This window comes from Inconstantimicrobium porci (assembly GCF_009696465.1).
In the GTDB taxonomy this organism is placed as follows: Bacteria; Bacillota; Clostridia; order Clostridiales; family Clostridiaceae; genus Inconstantimicrobium; species Inconstantimicrobium porci.
On the sequence record NZ_VULX01000011.1, the window covers coordinates 1 to 25,991 of the forward strand.

Annotated in this window: 33 protein-coding genes and 3 pseudogenes; 5 read left to right on the forward strand and 31 right to left on the reverse strand. The window is 30.2% G+C overall.

The features are described from left to right. From FYJ33_RS08590 to FYJ33_RS08675, 20 genes and pseudogenes are all read right to left on the reverse strand, one after another. On the reverse strand, positions 1–199 hold a 199-nt coding region (locus FYJ33_RS08590), incomplete at its 3' end, for a helix-turn-helix domain-containing protein (RefSeq protein WP_154531345.1). 117 nt (positions 200–316) lie between these two features. Then, on the reverse strand, positions 317–823 hold the full coding sequence (gene lepB / locus FYJ33_RS08595; protein WP_235900809.1) for a signal peptidase I: 507 nt from the start codon (positions 821–823) through the stop codon (positions 317–319). A 28-nt stretch (positions 824–851) separates the two neighbouring features. Continuing rightward, positions 852–1,433, reverse strand: a pseudogene (locus tag FYJ33_RS08600) (site-specific integrase). Between the two features lie 167 nt (positions 1,434–1,600). Continuing rightward, on the reverse strand, positions 1,601–4,945 hold the full coding sequence (locus tag FYJ33_RS08605; protein WP_154531347.1) for a DEAD/DEAH box helicase family protein: 3,345 nt from the start codon (positions 4,943–4,945) through the stop codon (positions 1,601–1,603). A gap of 19 nt (positions 4,946–4,964) precedes the next feature. Next, positions 4,965–5,297, reverse strand: coding sequence for a hypothetical protein (locus tag FYJ33_RS08610; protein ID WP_235900810.1), 333 nt, complete (start codon positions 5,295–5,297; stop codon positions 4,965–4,967). Between the two features lie 30 nt (positions 5,298–5,327). Next, positions 5,328–6,446 carry a restriction endonuclease subunit S gene (locus FYJ33_RS08615; RefSeq protein ID WP_154531348.1) on the reverse strand — a complete coding sequence of 373 codons (1,119 nt, stop codon included), beginning with the start codon at positions 6,444–6,446 and terminating at the stop codon, positions 5,328–5,330. A gap of 70 nt (positions 6,447–6,516) precedes the next feature. Beyond that, positions 6,517–7,986, reverse strand: a complete 1,470-nt coding sequence (locus FYJ33_RS08620) for a class I SAM-dependent DNA methyltransferase (protein ID WP_154531349.1) — start codon at positions 7,984–7,986, stop codon at positions 6,517–6,519. Between the two features lie 108 nt (positions 7,987–8,094). Then, positions 8,095–8,547 (reverse strand): helix-turn-helix domain-containing protein, encoded by a 453-nt coding sequence (locus FYJ33_RS08625; protein WP_154531350.1) that lies wholly within the window; start codon positions 8,545–8,547, stop codon positions 8,095–8,097. A gap of 126 nt (positions 8,548–8,673) precedes the next feature. Further along, positions 8,674–8,892 (reverse strand): annotated as a pseudogene (locus tag FYJ33_RS16330) (transposase); the annotation flags it as partial. 43 nt (positions 8,893–8,935) lie between these two features. Then, entirely contained in the window at positions 8,936–9,154 is a 219-nt protein-coding gene (locus FYJ33_RS16335) for a helix-turn-helix domain-containing protein (protein WP_235900811.1), read from the reverse strand. A 68-nt stretch (positions 9,155–9,222) separates the two neighbouring features. Further along, a complete protein-coding gene (locus FYJ33_RS08635; protein ID WP_154531351.1) occupies positions 9,223–9,459 on the reverse strand; it encodes a hypothetical protein in 237 nt (78 codons plus the stop codon). A 106-nt stretch (positions 9,460–9,565) separates the two neighbouring features. After that, entirely contained in the window at positions 9,566–9,889 is a 324-nt protein-coding gene (locus FYJ33_RS08640) for a GNAT family N-acetyltransferase (RefSeq protein ID WP_328598677.1), read from the reverse strand. A gap of 79 nt (positions 9,890–9,968) precedes the next feature. After that, the gene (hcp, locus tag FYJ33_RS08645) at positions 9,969–11,660 is read right to left on the reverse strand and encodes a hydroxylamine reductase (protein ID WP_154531353.1); all 1,692 of its coding nucleotides are present in this window, start codon (positions 11,658–11,660) and stop codon (positions 9,969–9,971) included. Positions 11,661–11,717: 57 nt separating this feature from the next. Continuing rightward, positions 11,718–11,999 (reverse strand): hypothetical protein, encoded by a 282-nt coding sequence (locus FYJ33_RS16845; protein ID WP_328598670.1) that lies wholly within the window; start codon positions 11,997–11,999, stop codon positions 11,718–11,720. Between the two features lie 94 nt (positions 12,000–12,093). Next, entirely contained in the window at positions 12,094–12,444 is a 351-nt protein-coding gene (locus FYJ33_RS16850) for a hypothetical protein (RefSeq protein ID WP_328598671.1), read from the reverse strand. A 246-nt stretch (positions 12,445–12,690) separates the two neighbouring features. Next, a complete protein-coding gene (locus tag FYJ33_RS08655) occupies positions 12,691–12,978 on the reverse strand; it encodes a TetR/AcrR family transcriptional regulator (RefSeq protein WP_154531354.1) in 288 nt (95 codons plus the stop codon). Between the two features lie 262 nt (positions 12,979–13,240). Further along, the gene (locus tag FYJ33_RS08660; protein WP_154531355.1) at positions 13,241–13,951 is read right to left on the reverse strand and encodes a Crp/Fnr family transcriptional regulator; all 711 of its coding nucleotides are present in this window, start codon (positions 13,949–13,951) and stop codon (positions 13,241–13,243) included. A 143-nt stretch (positions 13,952–14,094) separates the two neighbouring features. Further along, the gene (locus FYJ33_RS08665) at positions 14,095–14,868 is read right to left on the reverse strand and encodes an FAD-binding oxidoreductase (RefSeq protein WP_235900812.1); all 774 of its coding nucleotides are present in this window, start codon (positions 14,866–14,868) and stop codon (positions 14,095–14,097) included. 361 nt (positions 14,869–15,229) lie between these two features. Beyond that, complete coding sequence (locus FYJ33_RS08670) at positions 15,230–16,795, reverse strand: multicopper oxidase family protein (protein ID WP_235900813.1); 1,566 nt, start codon at positions 16,793–16,795, stop codon at positions 15,230–15,232. A 152-nt stretch (positions 16,796–16,947) separates the two neighbouring features. After that, positions 16,948–17,490, reverse strand: coding sequence for a hypothetical protein (locus FYJ33_RS08675; RefSeq protein ID WP_154531356.1), 543 nt, complete (start codon positions 17,488–17,490; stop codon positions 16,948–16,950). A 118-nt stretch (positions 17,491–17,608) separates the two neighbouring features. Here FYJ33_RS08675 and FYJ33_RS08680 point away from each other — a divergent pair, with 118 nt between their 5' ends. Next, positions 17,609–17,947 (forward strand): nucleotidyltransferase family protein, encoded by a 339-nt coding sequence (locus tag FYJ33_RS08680; RefSeq protein ID WP_328598672.1) that lies wholly within the window; start codon positions 17,609–17,611, stop codon positions 17,945–17,947. Between the two features lie 88 nt (positions 17,948–18,035). On the opposite strand, the gene tnpB is transcribed toward FYJ33_RS08680, so the two are convergent. Both tnpB and tnpA read right to left on the reverse strand, forming a co-directional pair. Further along, positions 18,036–19,109 (reverse strand): IS200/IS605 family element RNA-guided endonuclease TnpB, encoded by a 1,074-nt coding sequence (tnpB, locus tag FYJ33_RS08685; protein ID WP_154531357.1) that lies wholly within the window; start codon positions 19,107–19,109, stop codon positions 18,036–18,038. Between the two features lie 14 nt (positions 19,110–19,123). Then, positions 19,124–19,516, reverse strand: a complete 393-nt coding sequence (gene tnpA, locus FYJ33_RS08690) for an IS200/IS605 family transposase (protein WP_154531358.1) — start codon at positions 19,514–19,516, stop codon at positions 19,124–19,126. A 109-nt stretch (positions 19,517–19,625) separates the two neighbouring features. On the opposite strand from tnpA, the gene FYJ33_RS08695 reads away from it, so the two are divergent. Together FYJ33_RS08695 and FYJ33_RS08700 are read left to right on the forward strand one after the other, a co-directional pair. After that, a complete protein-coding gene (locus FYJ33_RS08695; protein WP_154531359.1) occupies positions 19,626–19,772 on the forward strand; it encodes a ribbon-helix-helix domain-containing protein in 147 nt (48 codons plus the stop codon). Between the two features lie 56 nt (positions 19,773–19,828). Beyond that, the gene (locus FYJ33_RS08700) at positions 19,829–20,128 is read left to right on the forward strand and encodes a nucleotidyltransferase family protein (RefSeq protein ID WP_328598678.1); all 300 of its coding nucleotides are present in this window, start codon (positions 19,829–19,831) and stop codon (positions 20,126–20,128) included. Between the two features lie 140 nt (positions 20,129–20,268). Here FYJ33_RS08700 and FYJ33_RS08705 read toward each other — a convergent pair whose 3' ends face one another. From FYJ33_RS08705 to FYJ33_RS08720, 5 genes are all read right to left on the reverse strand, one after another. After that, on the reverse strand, positions 20,269–20,418 hold the full coding sequence (locus FYJ33_RS08705; RefSeq protein WP_154531360.1) for a hypothetical protein: 150 nt from the start codon (positions 20,416–20,418) through the stop codon (positions 20,269–20,271). Positions 20,419–20,457: 39 nt separating this feature from the next. After that, positions 20,458–20,988: a DUF1284 domain-containing protein gene (locus FYJ33_RS08710; RefSeq protein WP_154531361.1), complete on the reverse strand. Its 531-nt coding sequence runs from the start codon at positions 20,986–20,988 to the stop codon at positions 20,458–20,460. 187 nt (positions 20,989–21,175) lie between these two features. Beyond that, positions 21,176–21,304: a hypothetical protein gene (locus FYJ33_RS16855; protein WP_328598673.1), complete on the reverse strand. Its 129-nt coding sequence runs from the start codon at positions 21,302–21,304 to the stop codon at positions 21,176–21,178. Between the two features lie 44 nt (positions 21,305–21,348). Beyond that, positions 21,349–21,495 (reverse strand): type II toxin-antitoxin system RelE family toxin, encoded by a 147-nt coding sequence (locus FYJ33_RS16860; RefSeq protein WP_328598674.1) that lies wholly within the window; start codon positions 21,493–21,495, stop codon positions 21,349–21,351. After that, entirely contained in the window at positions 21,495–21,821 is a 327-nt protein-coding gene (locus FYJ33_RS08720; protein WP_154531362.1) for a type II toxin-antitoxin system prevent-host-death family antitoxin, read from the reverse strand. The genes FYJ33_RS16860 and FYJ33_RS08720 overlap by 1 nt, the downstream gene beginning before the upstream one ends. Before the next feature lie 137 nt (positions 21,822–21,958). Between FYJ33_RS08720 and FYJ33_RS16985 the strand changes: the two genes are divergently transcribed. Next, positions 21,959–22,066 carry a winged helix-turn-helix transcriptional regulator gene (locus tag FYJ33_RS16985; protein WP_407928905.1) on the forward strand — a complete coding sequence of 36 codons (108 nt, stop codon included), beginning with the start codon at positions 21,959–21,961 and terminating at the stop codon, positions 22,064–22,066. A 198-nt stretch (positions 22,067–22,264) separates the two neighbouring features. Further along, a pseudogene (locus FYJ33_RS17135) lies at positions 22,265–22,354 on the forward strand (transposase); the annotation flags it as partial. Positions 22,355–22,379: 25 nt separating this feature from the next. On the opposite strand, the gene FYJ33_RS08735 reads toward FYJ33_RS17135, so the two are convergent. The 4 genes from FYJ33_RS08735 to FYJ33_RS08750 form a co-directional block, all read right to left on the reverse strand. Then, positions 22,380–22,844 (reverse strand): N-formylglutamate amidohydrolase, encoded by a 465-nt coding sequence (locus tag FYJ33_RS08735; RefSeq protein ID WP_154531364.1) that lies wholly within the window; start codon positions 22,842–22,844, stop codon positions 22,380–22,382. 60 nt (positions 22,845–22,904) lie between these two features. After that, positions 22,905–23,663, reverse strand: coding sequence for an N-acetyltransferase (locus FYJ33_RS08740; RefSeq protein ID WP_328598675.1), 759 nt, complete (start codon positions 23,661–23,663; stop codon positions 22,905–22,907). A gap of 238 nt (positions 23,664–23,901) precedes the next feature. Beyond that, positions 23,902–25,593, reverse strand: coding sequence for a glycoside hydrolase family 66 protein (locus FYJ33_RS08745; RefSeq protein ID WP_154531365.1), 1,692 nt, complete (start codon positions 25,591–25,593; stop codon positions 23,902–23,904). Positions 25,594–25,623: 30 nt separating this feature from the next. Continuing rightward, positions 25,624–25,980 carry a hypothetical protein gene (locus FYJ33_RS08750; RefSeq protein ID WP_154531366.1) on the reverse strand — a complete coding sequence of 119 codons (357 nt, stop codon included), beginning with the start codon at positions 25,978–25,980 and terminating at the stop codon, positions 25,624–25,626. Between the last annotated feature and the right edge of the window lie 11 nt (positions 25,981–25,991).

A 25,991-nucleotide genomic window follows, 5' to 3' on the forward strand; every position in this document is an offset into this window, starting at 1 on the left:
CAACATGTTTTCCTTGCTTGATTTGAGTAGTAGTTCCACGACGGATTTCATTGATAATAGTATTGATTGGTCTTTGCAATTCTTTGGCAATTTTATATGCAGAGCAACCGTCTGCAAGGCGTATTTCTATAGTCATGCGCTCTTTGAAATTCAAGTGTTTATTTTTACGTGATTCTGTGTTATGATTTGGGTAATTCATAGTGATTATCCTCCTTGTTATTTTGGTTTCGCAACTTAATTATAACACGGGTAATCACTATGGATTTTTATTGGTTCAATTTCATTATACAATTAGTCTCTTAAAAATAATGCTTTCTTAAACCCCTAAAACCTTGCCACAAATCTCATCCTCTATATCAACAAATCCAATTATGCACTTTCTACTATCAATGCTATTGTTTCTATTGTCACCCATTACAAAGACTTTTCCTTCTGGAACAACGATATCAAGGTCATCCATGTTCATAGGTTCTTTTATATAATCTTCATTTATAAGTTTATTATTAATATATAATTGGTTGTCTTTAATTGCTACACGGTCTCCTGCAACGCCAATCACTCTTTTTACAAGATATCTTGTAGATAAGTCCTTTCTTTCAAATACTATAACGTCCTTATATTCTGGTGTTTTTCCAAAAGAATAACTCTTCATGCTAAGAATTAAACGCTGACCATCATAAAGTGTATTATCCATCGAGTGTCCATTTATAGTTGTAATTCTGAAAAATGATAATATCACAGTTGATAATGTAATGCCTAGCATAATAGTTATTATCAAGTCCTTCAAATACCTTTTACTAATTTTAATGTTTATTTTTTTCATATTAACTCTCCTTTTCATCTTTTATAGTTTATAAGTTTAAATTCATGTACACGTCATCTAAATCTTCTTGTGTAATTCCAAGATATTTTTTTGTATTAGAAATACTACTATGATTTAGAGCTTCCATGATTAAAGCTAATGAAACGCCACTTTTATATGCCCAATAACCCCATGTCTTTCTCATTGTATGTGTACCTACATTTTCTTCAACACCAACATAATCAGCACATGTTTTTATGATGCGGGCGGCCTGTTGTCTAGTAATTGGCTTATTTGTATTCTTCCTTTATAGAAATACAAATTCATTTTTCTTATAGTTATACTGTTTCATAAATAATATAATAGCTTTCTCTAAATTCTTCGTTACTGGAAAACGCTTATATTTGCCTGTTTTCTTTTCATTAAGATAAATGAATTTTACAGGTTTTTTACCATCCCAGATATCATTAACTTTTAATGATAAAATATCACTGATTCTTAATGCACTAGAAATACCTACCATGAACATAAGATAATCTCTAGTATTTTTTCCTTTTAAAAAGTTCTTCATTGCTTCAATCTGCTTTTTATCTTTCAGGGGATAAACTGTTTTTATATCACTCACCTCCATATGTTACACAATTTTATTATTCAGTATATTATGTAACATTCAAAATAAAATTTATTTCAGAAAATTTCTAAATGTCCTAAACAAGCCATTTCTTATGTTACTAAATGACATTGTGTAACATTCAGTAAAAATATAATATCATACATTAAAAAGGCTGTGTGTTTTAGTTAAATTACACTATTCAGTTTTTCAGTAATACTATCAACTTTACTCATAATATTTCTTGCACAATTCATATTATCTTTAAATAATTCAACAATACTTCCCACATTTCTAAATGGCTCTTGTTGTAATATCTTTTTATCTTCAATAAATCCATTCTTAACTACATAATCAATGATTAGTTCTACAAAGTGAATCTGCTTTGTATTTAAAGATTTATCATTTAAGAATTCTGAAAAAATCTCATTGGCAACATTTCTATCTAATCCAACAATCTTTCTTACAAGTTTAGTTAATGGCATTTCCTTAAACTCTTTTTCATAATCTGCTTTTGTACCAAGTTCATGCCACATTATTTCTTCCAATGATTTTAAATCTTGCTTAGTAAGCTCTTTATTATTTCGTAATTTATGTACAGCTATTTGGTCTTGGTGTTCTTTTAAATAATATTCAACCTTTTTTCTATAGTTTTTAAGGTCATTTGTATTATACATTGCACCATTTGATTCTTCTTTAATAATCATATCATCAAAATTAGTTGTATATATTTTCTGTGTTTCTTTTTGTAAATACTTTAATAGTTCACGTAAAGATTCTCTTACTTCATCTAAATCAAATATATCAGCACTTTCCCAGAACTCTTCTGTTTTAACTTTTTCAATAATATATTTCTGTTCTTGAATCTGTGGAATTGTACCAAGTTTTGATAACTCTTCTGCTGTTTGTACTACACTTTTTATAGGTTTATTAGCATTTGTTCCTTGAAGCTTTGCAAGCTGTATTGTATACATAGTTACATCAAATCTTTTTGCAAATTCATCGTCGGTTATAGGAGTTATAAGTGGTGATATATGTGTTTTTATCTCATTGCTACTTACAGCTCCTAATCCTTTCCAAGAACTTTCATTCTTATATTTATGAACATAATTTAATTCCATTCTTACTCTAAAGTTATCTTCATTTAACGAATTCACACTTAAAATAAGATTATCTAATAAAGCCTGTCTATATTCAACATATTCATTATCTGAATATTTAATATCTTGTAATTCCTTTACTAAATCAAGCTTTAAATTGAAAATTCTTTCTGATAGACTTTGAGGCACTCCACCTTCAAATCCTTTTGGATTAACTCTAAAGAATTCAAAGTTATTACAGAAATCAAATACTAAAAACTGTTTTTTATCTTCTCCTACTGATAAAAGGTCTGGGCAAAGTCTTGTACCTCTTCCTATCATCTGCCAAAACTTTGATTTAGCACGTACCTTTTTAAAGAATACAAGGTTTAATATTTCTGGAATATCAATTCCTGTATCGAGCATATCAACAGATACAGCAATCTGTGGTTTCTTATCTGGGTCTGAAAAATCATCAATTAAGCTATCAACATAATTAATACTATAATCAATTTCCTTACAGTAATCAGCCCCAAGCTCTGGATAAAGTTTATTAAACCTATCAACAATCACCTTTGCATGTCTATTACTTTTAGCAAAAATTATAGTCTTACCTATTTCTTCATTTCCTTTTATTCTTAAGCCGTTATCCATTAAATCATTTAACACTAAATCAATAGTTTTTTCATTAAAAAGCCATTCATTAATTGCTGAACTTGATATCTCATCATCTATATTCTCATCATCATCAAAAGTATCCTCAAATTGCTCTTTATCTTCATCAGATAAATCATCGTACTTAATTCCATCCTCCATAAGTTTTGATGTACGCTCCAAGCTTCTATAATCAACTAGATATCCATCTTCTACTGCTTTTTCTAATTCATAAGCATAAGTAGGTACACCACTTTCAAGATTAAATATAGAATAAGTATTCTTGTCTACTTCATCTTTAGGAGTTGCTGTAAGTCCTAGAAGATACGCATCAAAATAATCAAAAATTGCTTTATACTTTTTATAAATACTTCTATGTGATTCATCTATTATAATTAAATCAAAGTGCCCTGGTGTAAATAGCTTCTTTCCATCCTTTGATTTTGTATCATCTATAGCATTCATCATAGTGGGATAAGTTGAAAATATCATTCTTGATTCTTCGGGGTTATCTCTATTATCTAAAAGATTACATAAAGATAAATCAGGAAGTAATCTTGAAAAATTATTCTTTGCCTGTTTAACAAGTGCTTTTCTATCAGCTAAAAATAAAACGTTCTTTATCCAATTATGTCTTGCTAGTACATCTACAAGAGATATAGCAGTTCTAGTCTTTCCAGTTCCTGTTGCCATAACAAGAAGGAATTTTCTCTGTCTCTGTTGTAAATCTTCGCAAACCTTTGTTATTGCTTCCTTTTGATAATATCTATTAGATATACTGTCTTTTATCATGATATTATTAAGTGGTTTTCTACTACTTCTTCTATCTACCATTAACTGCAATTCATCTTGTGTTCTAAAACCATATACTCTTCTTTCAGAACAATTGTTATAATCATCCCATATATAAGTTTCAAATCCATTTGTAAAGAAAATTACAGGCCTTCGTCCATGTTTCTTTTCTAAACAATCAGCATAAAGTTTTGCCTGCTGACTACCTATTTTAGGGTCTTTACTACTTCTCTTTGCTTCAACAACAGCAAGTGGCTTACCATTCTTGCCATATAGAACATAATCAGCAAATCCTTCTCCAGTATTGTTTGGCATACCCTTTAAAGGCTCTTCTTCAACTATATTTTTTTCAAACTCCCAGCCTGCAAGTTTAAGTTCAACGTCAATGTATCTTTTTCTAGTTTCATATTCACTAATTTCATCGACATTGAAATCATAATCTTCTTTGCTTTCTTTCCTCTTAGCTGTAAGTTCTTTTCTTAAATCCTCATTCTGCTTTCTAATTTCTTCTATCTTTTTATCCTTAGAACTTAATTTTTCATATAAATCCTGAAGTTCTTCTGGTCTTGTTCTTTTTTCTTCGCCATCTAATAATAAGCCTTCATCAAATTCCTTATCTGTAAACTTTTCAGCATAGCAATAATCAATCCATGAAACAAACATATGAAGATTATGAAGAGATAAAACTGCCTCTTCCCTCTTTACATTTGAGTTAGTATGAACAGCTACATTACCAAGGCTGATAATATATTTTATTGGTCTAAATAACTTATTATCTATAAGTTCATGAAAACAATTACTGTGTATTAAACTTGATAAATTATCCTGATAAGGCATTACTAAGTCGTCATCAAAACTATAAAGCCACTTAACAGCAAGCTCTAGCGCTCTTCTACTTAAAATAGCTGTTGTGGCAGGACTTACTACTATACTTTTTTCAGCCTCTATGCAACTACCTGCAAAGCCTTTAAATATATCTTTATCCTTTAAAAAATCAAAATTACCCAAAGCCCTTCCTCCTTAAACCTTATTTAAACTTTACCTCTATGGCTCTCTCATTTACTCCCCAACTTTCAACTTCATATTCACTATATAATGCTCCAATATCAGATTTAACGAATACTTTAAGTGAATAGTCTTTAAATTTCTCATAAAAATTCACTGAATAATCATACCCATTTACACAAAGTTCTGCTCTATTTTCTTTCCAATATATCTTATTCAAAAGTTCATTATTATCATTTAAAGCTTTTTCATTTATAAAAAGTCTTAGTTCATTTTCAACAACTCTATACCATTTCATGTATCCTTTAGTTAATGCTATTTCTTCTTTCTTTAAATTACTTCTTAATTTTTTCATAAGTATCTCCTTTATCCATTCCTCTTTTTATTAGTTAAATAATTCACCTTTGAATGCTCTCTGCATTAATGAATTGAAATTATCTTCTAATTCCTTTAAACTTTGCTCCATTTCAAATTTCAATTTGTCGACTTGTTTAACGAAGGATGCAAATTGATTTTGAAGTTCTATTGGTGGTTGATATACTGGTATTGAATTACATATAGTTTTGTTCATATATAATACTGTAGTATTACTTGCTTTCAAATTCATATAATCTTTTCTAAAACCTAAATAATACATAAGAAAAATATTATTAATATTTTTACATTGAAATGAGTGTAATTGTTGATTAATAATCATTTCAGTTCCAGCAATAGAGCATATACCCAAATTACCTACACAACTCATTATCACACTACCTAAAGGTACCTTTTTTCTGTGCACCTCATCTATCTCTTTGTCAGTCAACCCTAAACCTGATTTAGATCCAAGAGTTACACCATTAACATTTAAATCTTCTATAGTTATCCATGGTATGTCACCTGTAAAACTTTTAGGTTTATCTCTTCCAGGTACCATACAATCACAAACATCTATTACAGATTTAACCACCCATCTTTTGGGATTCAAAACAGGATCACCAAACATCTCGATAAATCTCGATTTAACTAACTCATCTAAATCTTCTATTTGAGCTTTTCTTTTATCTATTAATTCTTGAGATATTCTTAATGTATTTACAATTTCCTTTTGTTTTTCCAAACTAATATTAGGCATTTTTAAATCTACTAGTGCTTGCTTAGATATATGTGGTATAGTCGCACCAGTACATTTATCTCTCAAATACTTAAATTTACTCTTTAAAAATAAGCCACAAAATTCACTCATAAAGCCTTTATCTTTAAAAGATAAGATAGCTAGAGTACTACCAATAGCTCCTTCTAAACCATAACCAATCGTTCCTGCATTAGCTCCATCCCAAGCAATTATAATATCTTCTTTTCTTGCTAAAACATATTTATTATTTACACAATATTTTATATTATCATCATTTCTCAAATCATCTATTTGTATGTATCTTATAGCCCCATCTTTTTTTTCATTTATTTGTTCTACTTTTTTACCTTTTTTTATTTCAAATAAATCCTTCACTTTTATATATTTCATTAATTTTACCTCATTTTTTAAAGTGAAATTTCACTCAAATTCATTTATTGAATAAATTCAAAATGCTAAATCAAAGATTTATATTCTCACTTATCATTCTTTCAAGTTCTTCTATTCCATCATTAATTTCTTTTTCCCTACTCTTTATTCTATCTAAAATAATTTTAGGTTCATCATACTTTACTTCCTCATATTCTATTTCCTTATACTTATTTATAGAAAGATCATATCCATTTTCCCTTATTTCCTCTACTGGTACGAAAAAGCTCTTATCTGTTCTCTTTCTATCGACCTCTTTATCAAGATTATTAAATCTTTCTATTATATCTGGAATATCATTTTCATCTATTGGATTTCTCTTATCATCTAATGAATAACCATCTGCTTTCATATCGTAGAACCATACTTTATCTGTTCCACCTGTTCCTGTTTTAGTAAATATCATAATAGCAGTAGATACTCCTGCATATGGTTTAAATACTCCTGAAGGCATTGAAATTATTGCTTCCAGCTTATTATTATCTACTATTTCTTTTCTTATATCTTTATGTCCTTTAGTTGAACCAAAAAGCACTCCATCTGGTACAATTGAAGCACATCTTCCACCTGTTTTTAATATTCTTAAAAATAATGCTAAAAATAAAAGTTCTGTTTTCTTAGTTTTAGTTGTTTTTAAAAGGTCTGCTGATACTGCTTCATAATCAAGACTTCCTTTAAAAGGTGGATTAGCTAATACTAAAGTATATTTATCCTTATCTGTATTCATTTCTGATAATGAATCCTTATACTCTATGTTAGGATTATCAACACCATGTAACATCATATTCATAGCACCTATTCTAAGCATAGTTCTATCCATATCAAAGCCATGGAACATATTATTATTAAAATGTTCATTTAATCCTTGTACTAAAAACATATCTGCATGATTATCTCTTAAATATTCTTCTGCTCCTACTAAGAAACCTGCTGTCCCCATTGAAGGGTCTACAATAATATCTTCTGGCTTTGGTTTCATAAGTTCTGCCATCATTTTAATTATGTGTCTTGGAGTTCTAAACTGTCCATTAGTACCTGCTGTTGCTACCTTAGATAGTAAGTATTCATATAAATCTCCTTTTACCTCTTTATCACTCATAGGTAAATTATCAATAGCATCTACTATTTTTGAAAGCATAAGTGGTGTTGGAATCTTAAACATTGCATCTCCCATGTACTTTGAATATGCAGATGATTTATCTTTATGAATATTCTTAATAAACGGAAATACTTCTTCTGATACTATTCTATACATTTCAGAAGCTTCTTCATTCTTAAACTTACTCCATCTTAAATATTGTTTATCTTCTGGAAAAGTTCTATCAAAATCAACGCCAAAAAACGAAGCTTCATTTTCTTTAGTTGTTTCAGCATCATCTAAATCTTTTATAAATAAAAGGTATGTAAATTGCTCTATAACTTCAAGTGGATTAGTAAGTCCGCCAGTCCAAAATGTTTCCCAAATTTTATCTATCTTGCTTCTTAATTCTCCAGTTATCATATGATTATTCTCCTCTTTTAATATTGTTATATCTTACTATTATTTTAACAAAATACAATATCCATTTCTATGTATTTACTATATTAAACAAAAAAAGAGACTAAATACTTAGTCCCATATGTTTGAATTTTTTATATCATCTATCATTTCTAATATTTGCCTTTCAAGACCTCTGTTCCACTCATTTAGTAATATATCATTAATTATATCAATTAATATATTTTTAACATGCACTGTTAATATTCTATCTAGATAAAGAACATCATAAGTTAACAGAAATGTTCCTATATCCATTATCCTTTCATTCCTCTCTACCGTATTAACTGCCATAGAAAATAGTTCAGATGGCTTTAGATTATACACTTGAGCTAACTTACAAATAATAGGTATCGTCGGTGCTCTTTTTTCACCACTTTCTAGTCTGCAAACATATCCGGCCGATATGCCAGTTTTCTCTTCAACCTCTCTAAGCGACATATCTTTTGAAGTTCTTAATTGTTTAAGTTTCTCGCCAAAATCTTTTGAAACTTCTCCATAATTACTTTTCATTATACTTTCCATAATATTAATCCTCCTTTTTTCACACAAATAATTGTTACTTTTAGTGTTTTTATATTATAGAAAGTATCGATAAATTGCAATAACAAATTGAACTAATTTTATTTTTCCATTTGAACCCTTGAATTTTTAAGCTGCATAGATCTCATCGAGGTACTTTTCAAAAAGCTCCTCTGGAGTTCGGTAGTCTAAGATTTTACGTGGAAGAGTGTTCATCCATTCTTCAATAAACCCTATGTTATCAACACTATAATCAGATATACGCTTTCCCTTGGGGATAAATCGACGTATTAGCCCATTATGACGCTCATTTGTGCCTTTTTCAAATGATGAATAAGGATGTGTGTAGGACGCTCTGAGATGCTTTTACCAAGTATCTTCTTATGCTTTTTCACAACTGTATGTTTGGTGCTTCTACGAAGCTTTGCTTGATTTGAGTAGTAGTTCCACGACGGATTTCATTGATAATAGTATTGATTGGTCTTTGCAATTCTTTGGCAATTTTATATGCAGAGCAACCGTCTGCAAGGCGTATTTCTATAGTCATGCGCTCTTTGAAATTCAAGTGTTTATTTTTACGTGATTCTGTGTTATGATTTGGGTAATTCATAGTGATTATCCTCCTTGTTATTTTGGTTTCGCAACTTAATTATAACACGGGTAATCACTATGGATTTTTTATTGGTTCAATTTCATTATACAATTAGTCCGAAGATTTTTTATCTTTTCTATCTGTGATCTGTAAAAATAAGGTTTTATATTTTTTGTCTTATCAATCTCTGCTGCATGTAAATAAAGCAGAAGTTCCACCACCTTAATTTTGTAAAAATAATCTCTTATACCTACTGGAACATTATACAGACTTGAAAAAATCTTAGCTATACGTTCTTCATCCCTGATTATATAATTCTTCAAGTTAGTTTTCTCTAACCTGCAAGATAATAATATCTTTATATCAGGATGCCTTCAACGCCGTTAAGACAAGAATGCACCAATCGGACAAATTTATATTCTAGGGGTTTTAGGGGACAAGCCCCTTTTCTTTCAACATTACTTCCATATGCGTACTTTTAGGTTTTAAACCTACAGCTTCATAGAACTTTCTGGCCTCGTGATTAACTTCCAAGACATTAAGTTCCAGACTGTCTGCATTCCATTTTTCAGCATTCTTTACTGCTGCATCATACAGCTTTCTGCCAATGCCCTGTCTCTTATAATCTTTATGTACTCCAAAATCTTCAATAAAAGCGATGCAGCCTATCTTATAAATAAGAATGTTTCTGAGATCCTTCTTTACCATATGGCATGCCCCTGCTATACTGCCATCAATATCAGCAACAATAATCCTCCTTAAATTTCCATGAACTCAAGAAGGATTATTTTAGCATAATAAGTATTTTATTTCAATATTTACCGCAACAACTTTATGAATTTTGCTGATTTGTATTTACCTGTCTTAAGCAAGTATTTAAATCATCTTCTGGTGTACTTATTTGTCTCAATCCAAATGTATCAACAAGATACTGCAATACATTTGGGCTTAAGAATGCTGGTAAAGTTGGTCCAAGATAAATATTCTTGATGCCAAGTGAAAGTAGTGCTAAAAGGTCTGCAACTGCTTTCTGTTCATACCATGAAAGGATGATTGAAAGAGGCAGAGAATTAACATCTGTATCAAATGCATCTGCAAGTGCTGTAGCTATCTTTACTGCTGAATAACAGTCGTTGCACTGACCTACATCAAGAAGTCTTGGAAGTCCAGCGACTTCTCCAAAGTCAAGTTTGTTGAATCTGTATTTACCGCAGGCAAGTGTAAGGATGATGCAGTCATGTGGTACCATCTTGGCAAAATTAGTATAGTAGTTTCTGCCTGGTCTAGCTCCATCGCATCCTCCAATTAAGAAGAAATGTCTTACCTTTCCTTCCTTTACTGCATTAACAATGGCATCTGCCCTGCTGATAGTTGCATGATGGCCAAAACCTACAAGTATTTCATGAGGTTCCTGGTCTTCCTTAAATCCACCAAGTTCAAGTGCTTTTTCAATTATTGGACTGAAATCCTTATAGCCATTCTCATCTTTCTTTATATGAGTTATGCCATCCCATCCCACAACATTTGTTGAGAAAATCCTGTCTTTATAACTTTCTCTTGGTCTCATCAAACAGTTAGTAGTCATTAAAATACATCCTGGAATATCATCAAATTCCTTCTGCTGATCCTGCCATGCACCACCATAGTTTCCAACTAGATGTTTATATTTCTTAAGTCCTGGATAACCATGACATGGAATCATTTCACCATGAGTATAGACATTTATGCCCTTGCCTTCAGTCTGCTGCAGAAGCATCTCAAGATCCTTTAAGTCATGGCCTGAAACAATGATAAATGGTCCTTTTTTAATATGTACATTGACAAGATGAGGACCTGGGTTTTCATAAACTTCTGTGTTGGCTTCATCAAGTTTCTTCATGACAGCCATGCTTGCTTCACCAGTTCTCATAGTCCATCTTATAAGTTCCTCTACATCTAAGTTATCATCTGTAGTTGCTTCAAGAGCAAGAGCATAAAAATTATCTACCTGATCGTCATAATAGCCAAGTTCTCTTGCCTGATGTCCATACGCACTTATTCCTTTAAGTCCATAAATTATAGTCTGTCTTAATGAACGAATATCAGGGTCAAGCTCCTTGTCATACATGATACCAGCTTTTTTAGCATCCTCGAGCATCTCAGACATTGTCTCACTTAAATTGTATGTAGCATGATCTGTATCATTTTTAATCTTGCCAACTTTTTTTCTAAGTGACTCCTTAATACTCTGTGACTTTCTAAGCATTTCTATATGAACTTCTGCATCAAAGTTAACATTTGTAAGAGTAGTGAAAAGAGAATTTTCAATAAAGCTTACAATATCTTTATCAAGATTTTCTCCCTGTTCAATAATCTCCTTTGCATAACAACTGATGCCCTTTATCTGATAAATCAAAAGATCCTGCAAAGCTGCAATTTCTGGAGTCTTACCACATACACCAAGCTTAGTGCACCCCTTTCCCCCTGCTGTCTGTTCACATTGATAGCAAAACATAGGATATTCAAGATCCATATTATTTTCCATAATCAAACACTCCTTATTATTTTTATCAATAATAATAGAGTTCCCTATTATTTAACTTTAATAAGTTGAATATAACTTTTTATTTACAACTTTCTTTACAACATAATCTTCTTTTGGAAGCTTAGAGAAGAATTGAACAACAAAAGGTATTGTTATTATAGAAGCTACTGCATCAGCTATTGGCTGAGCAATCTCAACTCCTGTAAGGCTCATAACACGAGTTAATATAATAAGAATTGGAATGTAACACAGGCCGCTTCTTAAGCATGATAGAAATGTAGCACGTCCACTTTTCCCTATACTTTGAAAAAGCATATTGCCACAAACTGATACCGGCATAATTATTAAGCTGATACACTGAGCCTATAACGCAAAAGTTCCTATACCAATAACTTTACTGTCATCCCTGAAAAGACTGATGATTGCTGCTGAGTTAATGAAGCCGATAAATGCCAATACAGTCATTATTCCATGAAAGTCCTACTCCATATATACCCATATTAAATCCCTGCATGAATAACATATCTCCAAAAATATTAAGAACTCTTCCAGCTCCATGTCCAAGCATAAATCCAAAGGCCTGAATAATCGCCATTAATCCAAACATAATTCCAACCGTACCCGAAGCACTTGTCCAAAGTTTACCAACAAAATATGTATCTGCCATATTATATATGTTTGTAACTAACATGCTTATTGTTGTCGGCAGTCCTAAGGATAAAATCAGCTTAGGAATCGGTGTTTCTGTCATTTTTATATATTGTTTTTCACTGCTGACTGACATTTTCAGCCTCCTTAATCACTAATAACCACAAAACCCATTATTGGTTTATATGCAAAATTTCATTTGCATGTTACATAATGGGTACTACCAATTTGTTATAACACAAATTCATATGATTTTGAAACTAAGCAAAATAATAATTATCTTTACATTTATTGCTTAAAATAAACTTATATCTTATACTTTCATGGATTTATATATAATAGTGAAGATAAAATTAAATCATGGCTTAAAACTCAGAATATATCAAATGGACAAGTTCTTTATTAGCAAGAAGACTATCCATGCTGCCACATATGGATAGAGCTGCTCCAAGTGGTTATTATCTATACACATTTCTGTATAATATTTGGCACACTGTTTTGCACACTCTTCTTTATTTTTAAAATAATGATAGAAAACACCTTTTGAAATTCCAAGCTTTTTTATGATTAAAGAAAGAGTAGCATTATCATATCCTTCTTCTAGAAAAATCTTGAATATCATTGCAATATATTTTTCTTTAGTACTATCAAAATACTTTTTAGTTATCATAATACCCCCTCTTAATTAGATCTACGGTCTAATTATAAACCTTTTTTCACAACTGCCAATAATAAGATACCCGATATATTCCTTAAACTAATTTGTTCGTATGATATTTACAAGTCTATCTGCTATGTGATAAACCATCAATATTGACTATCGTCCACTGTATTTTATAATATCAGTAGGTGAAAAATAGGAATCCCTACTAGTGGATTCCTATCTTAAAAACAAATTTCACATATTAAATTTTAACTTTATTGGAATGTTATTATTCATTATATTTTTCATATAACCTGTCTTCATCTAGAATTACTATGGTCTTCGCTTTTTTTATCTTTATTATACCTTCATCCTGAAACTTTTTAAGTTTTCTGCTTATAGTTTCTCTTGTTACGCCTATGTAATTAGCCATGTCTTCTCTTTTCATAGTAAGCTTTATTTCAATTCCTTCATCAGTAACATTTGATGATTTCTCCATAAATTCAATAAGAAGAAAGGCAATTCTTGCATCTACATCATTTGTAGAAAGACTCTGCACTAGGTTTTCAAGTGAATACAGCCTTTTTCCTACATTTTCAAGCAGTTTCACTGCTATTTCAGGATTTCTTAATATTATGTTTTTCATCTCTTTTTTAGCAAGAGTACATATTCTTGTTTTTTCCATGGCTGCTGCATAAAAATTGTATTTTGAGGTCTTTATAAGATCAAGTTCTCCAAAAAACTCTCCATCAGCAAGTACATTAAGAATTTGTTCTTTACCAGCCTTATTGTATTTATAAATTTTAATTTTACCACCATTAATAAAATACATAGTATCTGCTGGTGCTCCTTCAGAAAAAATAACTTCTTCCTTGTCAAATTCTCTGTAATCTATTTTGCCTGATATCTCTAAAAGTTCTTCATATTCAAGATTTTCAAATATAGGAACCTTTGTAGCACAAAGCCTGTTTTTACACTCGCTACAGCTGCACTTTTTCATCTTTTCACAACCCTAACCTTTTTTAATGTAAAATGTATATTTTATAATGTATAATTACTGACAAAATCCATTTCGCTGATGCCTTGGCTCAGAACTCTGCTAAAGCAGAGTTCTGTCCTTAATTCTACATTCTAAATTCTAAATTATTTAGTTATGTCCTGTCCTGGTCCAAATAGTTCGTAGTTTATTTGTTCCTTATCTACTCCCATGTCAATAAGGTTATGATAAATTGCTCTCATAAACTGTTCTGGTCCACAGAAGTAGAAATCACCGTCTACTGGAAGGTTTTCCATCATCCATTCCTTATTTATTCTGCCCTTAAGATCAAATCTCTTTTCTGCTTCATCTTTTTCAAATGGTCTTGTATAGATAGTAGTAATCTTTACATTATCATACTTTCTAAAGCTTTCTATTTCTTCTTTAAAACTGTGGCAGTCTGAGTTTGGAATACTATATATTAAATGAATTTTTCTTCCCTTTGGTGCTGCATCATAAGCCATTGTAAGCATTGGTGTAATTCCGATTCCACCACCTATTAAAATAAGAGGTCTGTCGCTGTCCTTTAGAACAAATTTTCCTATTGGTGCAGTTATTTCAATAACATCACCTTCATTTACATTATCACATAACATCTTACTTACATTACCTTCTGGTTCTCTCTTAATACTAACTCTATAAAAATCTTCATTATAATTCTTAGAAAGAGTATATTGTCTTATCTTGCTGTAACTTCCATTAGGCATTTTCACCTTTATTGCGATATACTGTCCTGGTATAAATGATGGAAGAGTGCTACCATCTTTCATCTTTATGAAAAATGAACTTACATTCTTATCTTCCTGTACCTTCTTAAATACTATTGCTTCTTTAAAGCCCTTCCATGCCATAACTGGTTTATCTATATTGTTAACTGTCATTTTAAAATTCCTCCTAAAATTACGCTTGTCATTTGTTATGATTTAATTATAAAAAAAAAGCCCGTATTAGAAATATGATTCAAATCACATTTTTATTTATAAGATTCATTATGAAAAAGAAATCATTATATAGTTATAATGAACAAATTATTGTATTATTATAATTCAAATGATATATAAATAATTTACCATCACAGGCACCTTACTATTTATTGCAGAATTTAAGCTTCCAAATACTAAATTAATATAAAAACAAAAAGGCTGTATCAGATTTAAAAATCATTCTTGATACAGCTCCTTCTAAAATCATATAATTAATTACTTAAAATATAATATGAAAAAAGTATTACTTATTCTCAACTCAGCTGATAGGAATAAATCTATCAGTAACATTAAGCGGTCTCATCATATCATTATCATGATATTCAGGAATACTACAGTTATAAACATACTTTCCTGTTCTTTTTAAATGCATAACAATAGTTGTTACAGTCAAAGGTTCTGCACTTACAGTATCCTTAAGTCCTCTTTCATATTTATGTGGTGGAACAAGACTATTTATATCAAACTTATAATCTCCATTTTCATCAAAATCATCATTTGTAAATATTTTTCTCCCTATAATTTCAAAGTGACCAAGATGCACATGAATTGGGTGAGGAGTAAAAAAGTGATTAACCAGATGCCATATTTCTATAGTATCTACCTCTGGCTTTTCAGTACTTGGATCACTCCACATTCTATTATTCAGTAAATGCATAGTCCCTCTCTGATTTAAATGAATAGTTCTTTCTATGCTTGCTAGGCTTGAATCTATCCCATGATATGGCAACAATTCTGAAACTTCACCTGAATCATGACTGCTTAGTGGAAGGCATACTTTAAATTTCATTATGTTTCCTTCATTACCAAGAGGAACAGGATCACCTGTAGAATCTCTTAATAAAATTTCCTGTCCAGCATATTGGGAGAAATCTATTATTACATCAATTCTTTCTGCCGGCTCCAATAAAAATGACTCTATTGTCTGAGCATGATGCAGTAATGCGCTGTCAGTTCCAATCTGAGTAAATGAAGCACCATTACTTAAAGTTAGTTTATAGTCCCTAACATTTGATCCATTTAATATCCTAAATCTATATTTATGTGGCTCAACATTAAGATATGGCCATATTTTTCCGTTTACAGTTGCAACATTACCAAAATTCACTGGTAAGCTTGCCTGATGATCAACTATCTGAGCTTCAGGATAAAATAATGAACCATCTTCATTAAAAGTCCTGTCCTGTATCATTAATGGTATTTCATATTTGCCCTTTGGCAGATCAAGTCTATCCTCAAGATTATCCCTTAGAATATAAAAACCAGCAAGACCAGCATAAACATTTAATCTTGTTATACCTATAGCATTATCGTGATACCATAAAGTAGCGCCATACTGATTATTAGTATATTTATAAACTTTCCCTGTAAAGCTTTCCCCTGTCTTTTCATAATTTCTTGTGTACCATGCATCAGGATAACCATCACTATCATCAGCAACCTCAGCACCATGAAGATGAACCACAGTCCTTACATCAGGTGCATCAAGAGTTCCATGCAAAGTATGAGGTACTGGGAAAAGATGCTTATTAGGAAGGTTATTAAACCACCTCACTAAAATAGGGACATCCTTTCTTGCTTCTATTGTAGGTCCAGGAAATACTCCATTATACATCCACATTTTTGTATATGGAAAATCTCTATGGAACTTATGATACCCTTCCTGCATGATAATGTTGTAATAATCTTCATCTGAATGATAGTAAGAGCTATTATATTTATTAATAGGTTTAGCTGTCATTGGAATAGGAAGTTTATCGACATAAGGTACAATCGACTCAGAATTAGATGGATTTACCTTACCATCTTTAGTCTTAATATACAAATTAAACACTCCTTATTTTCTGCGCATATTTCAGTATATGCAATAAATAATAGTGTGACTATCTAAGTTCTATTTATCGCTAAACTTAAATCTTCAAATAATATATAAATCCAAAATAGAAAATTCAGCTTCATAATTCTCGTTGCCTAAATTTATTCAATTGTTTTTACATAATTTCCATTATCATCGTAATAAGTAGCTCTCTTTGCTTTAGGAGCATTGCCATTTTCATCAAATGGATCATATCCACCTTTTCCTATATACTCATTGATTTTAACAATGGTTCCTCTAATGAATATATTCTTTTTGTCATAATAATCTACATAAATTGATAAGTATGCATTTACATGAGCAACCATAGGTTTGCCATCCTTTTCTACAAAGTGCTCAGGGTCCATAAATATTTGTCCAACACTAAGATTTAATGACATTATTACTGCATTTAATATTCCTAAGAACATTCCCCATTTAGATATTCTTTTGATTTTTGTTGATTTTTCACTTTTATGTTTATTCCCATATGACCATATTGCAATTATAATTGATATTATTAGCATTACTATTTCTGTTATTGAAATAGTGAAATTCGTAAAAGTAAGTTTATATAATTTCAATATTTCATATATAACTATATATGTAGCCGGAATTGTAATCATTAGTATGAACAGTGCTTTATATATCTTATTTGATTTCATCAAATATATCCTCCCATTTTAAATTATAATTGTAATTATATTACTCAAAATCTATTATTTCCATAAAGCAATGATATAATTAATTTATTCTTAATTTTTCTTATAAGGAGTAATAAACGTGGATAAAAAATTATTAAATGGTTATAACCTAGATATTAATGAACAGATAAAAGTTTTAGAAAAGATTGTTATGAAAAGCAAAAATATTAACACCGTTATTGAACGAGCTGAATCTTTAAACTTAGAGAATTATTACATAGGAGCTGGCTGTATAGCACAGACAGTCTGGAATTATCTTTCTGACAAACCACTTGATTACGGTATAAAAGACATAGATTTTGTTTATTTTGATGAAAAAAATCTTGATGAAGAATCTGAAAATAAAGTTATCTCATATGTTAAAGAACTTTATTCAGATTTAGATATTGAAGTAGATGGTGAACTACTTCTAAGCTAAAGACTTAGAAGCTTCTTGGTCAATATTCCCAACGGAACAAGTTTACCCAAGCTTATAAGGTTGTCCCAACCTCATTATTATCAATAGTTTATACTATCAATTTCTCTAAGTTCTTACTTGCATTTATATCTCTATCGTGGTTTGTGCCACAGTTCGGACAAGTCCAATTTCTCAATGCTAAGTTCTTTACATCAATATTTTTATAACCACACACAGAACATAATTGGCTACTTGCATAATTAGTTGGAGCAACTACAATAGTTCTTCCATACCAGTCTGCTTTATATTCTAACATTGTTCTAAATTCATACCAACTAGCTTCACTAATTACTTTTGCTAATTTATGATTCTTCATCATGTTACTTACTCGTAAATCTTCTATAGCTATAGATTGGTTTTCTCTTATAAGCTTAGTAGATAATTTGTGTAAGAAATCTTTTCTTTGATTAGCAATTTTATCATGTAATTTAGCTACTTTTAATCTAGCTTTGTGTCTATTGTTACTTCCTTTTTGTTTTCTTGATAAATCCTTTTGTAGTTTAATTAATCTCTTTTCTGACTTTCTTAGATATTTTGGATTTGCTACTCTATATCCATCACTACATATTGCAAATTCTTTAAGACCAACATCTATACCTATTTTTTTATCAATTTTAGGCAATACTTTATTATCAGTATTAACTAATATTGATATATAGTATTTATTACTTGGAGTTTTAGAAATAGTACAACTTTTTATAATTCCAGTAAATTCTCTATGATATTTAATCTTTATCATAGTTTTTAATTTAGGTATTTTTACATGATTATTTTCAATGTATATAGTACCTTTTTGATTATTAGTAGTATAACTATAATAATTAGTTTTCTTAGACTTGAATTTAGGAAAACCTACAGACTTATCTCTAAAAAAGTTTTTATAAGCTTTTTCTAAATTCTGTTGAGCATTTGCCAACGCTAACGAATCAACTTCTTTTAGCCATTCAAATTCTTTTTTATATTGAGCTGGTGTATTTTTTAACATTTCACCAGTTTCTTTATAATGTTCAATTTTATCAGCTAACATTTTATTATATATAAATCTACTACAACCAAATGTTTTAGCAAAATATTCTTTTTGTTCTGAATTAGGATATATTCTATATTTATAAGCTTTTAACATACTAACTCTCCTTTCTATCCTTGATTCTGAATATATTTTCTTAATGTTTCTGTACTTACTTCACCTATAGTTGATACGAAATAACCATCAGTAAAAAACGTTCTTTCTTTCCAGAAATATTTACTTAATTTATCTGAAAATTTATTCCATAATCTAATGGTTGTTTGTTGCTTTAATACTCTAACTATCATAAGTGGAGATATTTTTGGTTCACTTTCAACCAATAAGTGAATATGATTTTTGTCTACTTCTATTTCTAATATTGTAAAATCATATTTTTGTGATATAGATAACATATTCTCTTTTACAAATTCTCCATATTGTATCATTAAGTTTTCTCTGTACTTACACACAAGAATTATATGGTATCTTAATATGAATTTACTGTGATTTTTACTATTATACAATATATAATCACCTCACAAATATAATTTTACTATAAAGTAGAACCACTTGCAAGAACCTTTTTTATTTTATATAATATATTCATAAATATTTTTTATTGGAGTGTGAGATATGCTAAAAAATAGAACTAAAATAGGTTCAGCCATTGATACTGAATTATATAATAAACTAAAAGAATTATCAGAAAAGACTAGAATACCAATATCAAAATTACTTGATGAAGCTTTATCTGATTTACTTGAAAAACATAAAAGTTAATGTTTTGTTACGGATTCATCCCCTAAGCTAAAGACTATAGGGGATTTCTCCTATCCATTTTTAAAAATGAAGCTAGAGTTCATTTATGGTATAAAGATCATTTTGGCTATGACATTAAGCCATATACATCTCTTGAAGATGATATAAATTCTTGGCCAACAACCTCTACAGCAGTGGGCATTAGAAGAGATAAAAATGGTGCATTTAAGATATACGCTCCTTTTGGTTTAAATGATCTCTTTGGAAAAATTGTACGAGCCAACAAAGCACAAATAACTAAAGATATTTATGAAAACAAAACTACAAGATGGCTTAGCAAATGGCCTGACCTTAAAGTTATTCCATGGGAAAAATAATTATAGATAAAAATCCAATGGAAGCTTGTCCACTGAATTGAGTTTTATGTATATTATTTTACAAATTAAGTTTTACATTATACGCCTACAAAAATTATAAAAAAGAGAACAAATAATGTCTTATATACATCCATTTGCTCTTAAAAGACTCCTATATTAATAATCTCTAGCTTAGGTTTGGGCAACATAAATCTGCTTGATACTTTCTTTTGAAATAGTTGCTCATAAAATTCAACAGCTTCATCTGCATTATTGGCATAAACTCTTGATAACATTTGTTTTACTTTCATAATAGCTTGTCCCCCAATTACGCTCTATTTTATTAATAATCACCAATTATCAACCACTGTATCAGCTATACAGCACTCTGCTTCTGCCTCTTCACTAGTTTCTTCGTCTTCACCAATGCTAGTGCCTGTCCACTTTTCTTCCTGCTGTTGTATAATTTCTTTTGAGCATACACCTTGTTTAAACCATTCACAATCACCACAGATACTGATAAGTTTGTTGTAATCAAAATTTGTATATATCTTTTTAACTATTTCATTAAATGTATAAACTGCCCCTATCTTTAACTTATACTCTTTTAAAGTCTTCTTATCAAAACTACGTACGTGTTCCTCACTTTCGCAGATACATTTCTTATTGTTTGGACACGCCATGCATAAATCATCACAATTATTTATTAGTTTAATTTCCGTATCACCCTTAATCTTTAAAAGTCCTGTTATTGTATTCATGTTCTTTTTGAATTTCTCATCATACCCGAGTCCCCTATAAAAAAATATACAATTAATATGATGTGGTCTTAAATACAGCACATTGCCATCTCCTCTATCCTTAATTATTTCAATTCTCACATTTACAAATATTGTTTATATTTAATTGTAGCATTATTTGCAACTTCAGAAAATATACTATAATACTTTTTTGAGTATGTAAAAACAGTTTCTGTGCAAGATGCCTATGATGAAAAATAATTACTTTTTTTATAATGCAAAAAATCCAGCGAAACCTGTCCGCTGGATTTTTTCCTTTTAAAATTATTTAGTTATCTTCTCTATCAACTGCTATTTGATAAACAGCATTATCTTCCCTTACAGATACGACTATAACTCTCATAATTCCATTTTCTCTTTTAAGTCTGTAAACAACTCTTATTCCTAACTGTCTCAATTTAATTTTTAAGTAGCCAGTTAAATTATTACCGCTTTTATTTCCTAGTGGTTTACCATATCCACCCTCATTAAATGAAGAGGATTCGTTGATACTTTTTCGATTGCTTTTAATACCTGCTTAATCTGAGAACCATCTAATTTCTTTATGTCCTTTTTAGCTTCATCGCAGTACTCTACTTCCCAGTTCATTATTCAAGCTCAACTTCAACATCTTTCAGATCATTATTTGTAAGTCCTAATTCCTTCATAAAATCCTCATGAGCTGTTAAATTACCATTACTATTTTTATCTCTTTTCTGGGCTTCCAAGAGCAAATGATAGTTTTCAATTTCTTCCATAAGTTCTTTATATCTTTCTGTAGAAATAATTACACCTGTTGGAGCGTTATTTTTAACAACAACTTTAACCCCTGTCTTATTAACTTCATCGAATATTTTACTGGCTTCTCCCTTGTTAAATCTAGATATAGGAACCATTGCATCTAACATATAATTTGCCGCAGACATTGTATTCATAAATATCACTCCTTTATTAATATAAGTTTATTATAACCCATAACGATATATTTATCTATAAATTCATCTATATATAAATTTTTTACGTTAATGTTTATATTCGTTTTCCCATATACATCTGCATTCACTATAGTACAATTAATATTTATTTAGAATATTCACTTACTGAAAACGGCAGAGAGCTTGTTTCAATATTGCAGGATCTTCATAAATGGGGACAAGCACAGCTTGATAATGATAGATAAAAATGTCTTGATAATTTGTTACTCTTCGATAGAATAAGTATATAAAAGTTATTTTTCAATATAAGAAAGCTAGTTACTTATTTACAGGAGGACAAAATGAAATATTTTATTATTGAAGGCATAATAACAAATCCAGAGATGATGAACGATGAAACTCTAAAAGAACATATAAGTTATACTAATAAAGAAATTGAAAAATATATGAATGGACTTTATTCATCAAGAGATATTGAAAAAGCCTGCTACAGAGATATTAATTTTATGTTTTTACTAGAAGGATCAAAAGCCGTTACTAAAAACATGCAGAAGCTATTTACCAAATATGTAAATCAACAACATATACTTTGGCAAAATGTTTTAGTTTTTCTTCTATAGATTTCTTCAGCAGATTATGGTATGGAAGATAATAATTCTGCATTCTCTTTTTTATTTCATGTTCTGTGACAGGAATATCATATATTTCATCACCTTGAGTTGTAATTGTATAAACCATATTGGTCTTATATGATGAGCCTTCCTTTTGAAGTACATTCCTGTTTACATCTATGACATATCTATTTACATCACTCGAAATAACTGTATATCCTAAAGATTCTAAAAAATCATACAACTCTGATAAATACCAATCAGAATTAGTCAGCACAACATCTTTTTTCAACTTTCTTTTCATTGATTGCGGAATAAATAAGCCACTATGCGGTATGCTTATAATAACAGGTATCTCATGATTATTTTCATTTATAATTTTTATCATAGAATCAGCTATTTCATTGTCCATAAATGTAACATCTCCTTTGATATAATTATATAACGAAACGTATCTGAAAAGAGATAAAATTTACAAGTTGTTTTCATCAAGAAACTTAATAAACTTTTTCTCACTTAATATCTCATTAGTTAAAAAATTACCTTTATAAAAAATGCTATATGTTGTAAATGGGCTTGGTGAATTCTGTGCTTCTTTCATATTATTAAATTTCTTAATATTCATATTTACATTCCTAGAATCTGCAATATCCTTTATAAGATTAACGTACTTTTCTGTATAGGGGCATTGATTTGTATAATATAAAGTAAGAGTTTCATCACTTATAGAGCCTGTTTTTGCACACTCTTTAATTTTAGGAATAGCTTCATCTTTAGTAAACGGAAAAAATAAAAGTTCAAAATCAGCAAAAGATGTATCTGCCACCTTAAAACCTTTGTATTTCAAATAATCTCCATCACTTAAAAATGGCTTTTTCTTTTTTGATGCTAATGCAATAATTCCCTTACTACCTTTAGCTTTACTATCTTTAATACATTCGTCAAGCAAAGCATCTGCATATCCTTGTCCTTTATATTTTCCAGATACCCATAAACACTGAATAACTATCCAACCATCGGCTTCAAAAGGATACCAGGCATTCTCAGCAGGCATATATTCTATAAAAACCTTTGCTCTTGCATTTAACTTTTTAAAAACAAGACCATTTTTAAATTGTTCTCTCATCCAGTCCTTTTTTGTTTTTATGCAGTTTTCACCGCTTTTATCAGACATAACACAGCATATATGTTCAGTATCAATATTTACTTCTGTAACATTAATTATTTCCACAATACCACATCCTTTTTCTGTAATTATAACATTTTTAATATGACAAAGTATGTCATGTTATAAACAAAAAAGACTGAGTATTAAAACCCAGCCTAAGAACTATCTTCGGATTCTTCGGTATAAAAGATTTTTAATTAAAAACTTTATTAGTATAAACTAAATAATCTATTAAAAAAGGGCTGGATATTATTCCAGCCTATTTTTAATAAAAGGGATTTATATTAAGGGATTTTATCAATTATTTTTTAAGCTTTATAAATACTAGATCCCAGACATCAAGTCTTGGTATAGTAAATTGTATAGCTTTTCCTTCACCATGCTCAACAAATTTAAATGGTATTTCTTGTGCTAAGCTGTTATTATAATCTGGTGAAGCAACATAAACACTTTCTACCTCTTCAACTACCATTGCAGTTACTTCAATATCACGTGCTTCAGAAGGTAATGAAGATTTAGGTTCATTCCACTTATCATCATCTATTCCAAGATAATTGATAAGATTGATAATTTTGCAACTTTCTGTATGCTTAACTAAGGTATTAATAGTGTCCTTTTCCGCTTTAGGAGAGAATTTATATCCTTTAAAAACATATTCACCATTAATTCCACCAGTATTAGTCATTGTATCTTCAACAATAGACAAATCGAAAAGAAGCTCTTCGTACTTAACTATAAAATCATAGTAATCCATCAGTTTTCTTGTAAACTGCTCGCTAGGACTTACTCTATAATTGGGATAATATCCTTCAGTAAGTATACCATTCTTCTCTCCTAAAAGAAGGTGGAAGCCGCCATTAGCAAATATAGTTGCCATAGTCAGTATTGTGGCATTTTCTGCTTTTACAGGATCAACTCCGCCTTCCTTTAAGAATGGCTTCATATAAGCTGCTAAAACGACCTGCTTATCTGGATTATATCTTCTTGCATTTTTGATTAAATCTGAAATGTCCCTGTAGCTTTCGTTGGGGGGCCAGACTTCAATGTACATGACATCCTGATCTGAGGAAGCCACAGTTTCAATAGGCCAGTTATTAACAGCATTGAAAATTAAAAATGGTGAAGAATTCTCAGTTGTCAGATCATTTTTTATATCATCAACAAGAGCAGGAAAATCATCTCTTAGCTTTCTGACTTCTCTGCAGCCTATAGCTTCTTTAGGAAATCCATATTGATCAAGATGGAAACCATCAAAGCCAAACTTCTCGGCTTCTTTAAGCTGTGAAATTAAATGATCATGCCAAGGACATTTTCTATTAATATCCATAAGGAATATGAAATTTGCAAAATCTATAACATGTCCATCGTTTTTATATAATGCCCAATCTTTGTGTTCTTCATAGAATTCTCTTTCAGCTCCGTAAACAGCTGCATAACCAAGAGCTTTCATTCCATATTTTTTTGCATATTGTATTTTCTCTTTAACCACATTGATTGAAAGTTCCCTTCCAAGAGGGTCTTTAAATTTATCTGTAGGGGGCATCAATTCATGATGTCTGTACATCCAGTCATAAAATTGAACAAGATTAAGATGAAATTTATTCATCTGCTTAATATCACTTTCATCCCCTGAATCATTCTCAAAGAAATCTGAAATAAATCCATACCTTGGTGTAAGCTCCGGATTATCACATACATCAAAGGCAGTATAGCCCTTGTACACTTTATCATTATCAGCATAAATTGATATTTCAACACCATAACCCTTTGCTGATAATGACTGACTGCAGTCCAATTCTATAGCAATAGTGTTGTCTTTATAAAGATTAACTGACTGCTCAACATATTTGATACATTCATTTAAATCAAATACTCTGCATACAAGTTTTCCTGAGCAGCCTTTTTCATCTTCTGCTGCTTCAATTTTAATAAAAATTTTTTCGTTTTTCCTATACTGTGCCTTTAATGGATAGCACTGTACTACATCATTCATTTAACTTCCCCCCAAATATAATTTTGTAAATTATTCAAAGTCTCCTAACAGCCATGCTTCATTTCCTGAAGTTAATCTGTAGTTTAATCTAACTACATCTTGATTAGACCATGAGTTTTTAGAATTCTGTGATAATACAACATCAATATGGCCCCAAATATCTAAATTTAATTTTTTTGATATTTTTTCATTTGAATTATTCTTGACATCGATACTAATAACAGCATCCGCTGAAGGATCATACCTGACTTTATCTGTCTGAATCTTGTTTATATTAACATCCAATGTATTACATTCTGCAGAAGAACCATGCATATAAAACGGCAATGCTGCTACTAACACCACGCTGCTTAGTATACACTTTTTTATATTAGATATCTGTGTCAAAGTATCACTTC

Coding starts and splice junctions, on each gene's coding strand:
- lepB (WP_235900809.1), bottom strand. CDS start 823: ATGAAAAAAATAAACATTAAAATTAGTAAAAGGTATTTGAAGGACTTG.
- FYJ33_RS08610 (WP_235900810.1), bottom strand. CDS start 5,297: ATGAAAAAATTAAGAAGTAATTTAAAGAAAGAAGAAATAGCATTAACT.
- FYJ33_RS08615 (WP_154531348.1), bottom strand. CDS start 6,446: ATGAAATATATAAAAGTGAAGGATTTATTTGAAATAAAAAAAGGTAAA.
- FYJ33_RS08620 (WP_154531349.1), bottom strand. CDS start 7,986: ATGATAACTGGAGAATTAAGAAGCAAGATAGATAAAATTTGGGAAACA.
- FYJ33_RS08625 (WP_154531350.1), bottom strand. CDS start 8,547: ATGGAAAGTATAATGAAAAGTAATTATGGAGAAGTTTCAAAAGATTTT.
- FYJ33_RS16335 (WP_235900811.1), bottom strand. CDS start 9,154: ATGAATTACCCAAATCATAACACAGAATCACGTAAAAATAAACACTTG.
- hcp (WP_154531353.1), bottom strand. CDS start 11,660: ATGGAAAATAATATGGATCTTGAATATCCTATGTTTTGCTATCAATGT.
- FYJ33_RS16845 (WP_328598670.1), bottom strand. CDS start 11,999: ATGCCGGTATCAGTTTGTGGCAATATGCTTTTTCAAAGTATAGGGAAA.
- FYJ33_RS16850 (WP_328598671.1), bottom strand. CDS start 12,444: ATGTCAGTCAGCAGTGAAAAACAATATATAAAAATGACAGAAACACCG.
- FYJ33_RS08655 (WP_154531354.1), bottom strand. CDS start 12,978: ATGATAACTAAAAAGTATTTTGATAGTACTAAAGAAAAATATATTGCA.
- FYJ33_RS08660 (WP_154531355.1), bottom strand. CDS start 13,951: ATGAAAAAGTGCAGCTGTAGCGAGTGTAAAAACAGGCTTTGTGCTACA.
- FYJ33_RS08665 (WP_235900812.1), bottom strand. CDS start 14,868: ATGACAGTTAACAATATAGATAAACCAGTTATGGCATGGAAGGGCTTT.
- FYJ33_RS08675 (WP_154531356.1), bottom strand. CDS start 17,490: ATGAAATCAAATAAGATATATAAAGCACTGTTCATACTAATGATTACA.
- tnpB (WP_154531357.1), bottom strand. CDS start 19,109: ATGTTAAAAGCTTATAAATATAGAATATATCCTAATTCAGAACAAAAA.
- FYJ33_RS08695 (WP_154531359.1), top strand. CDS start 19,626: ATGCTAAAAAATAGAACTAAAATAGGTTCAGCCATTGATACTGAATTA.
- FYJ33_RS08705 (WP_154531360.1), bottom strand. CDS start 20,418: ATGAAAGTAAAACAAATGTTATCAAGAGTTTATGCCAATAATGCAGAT.
- FYJ33_RS16860 (WP_328598674.1), bottom strand. CDS start 21,495: ATGAACTGGGAAGTAGAGTACTGCGATGAAGCTAAAAAGGACATAAAG.
- FYJ33_RS08720 (WP_154531362.1), bottom strand. CDS start 21,821: ATGAATACAATGTCTGCGGCAAATTATATGTTAGATGCAATGGTTCCT.
- FYJ33_RS08735 (WP_154531364.1), bottom strand. CDS start 22,844: ATGGACAATGAAATAGCTGATTCTATGATAAAAATTATAAATGAAAAT.
- FYJ33_RS08745 (WP_154531365.1), bottom strand. CDS start 25,593: ATGAATGATGTAGTACAGTGCTATCCATTAAAGGCACAGTATAGGAAA.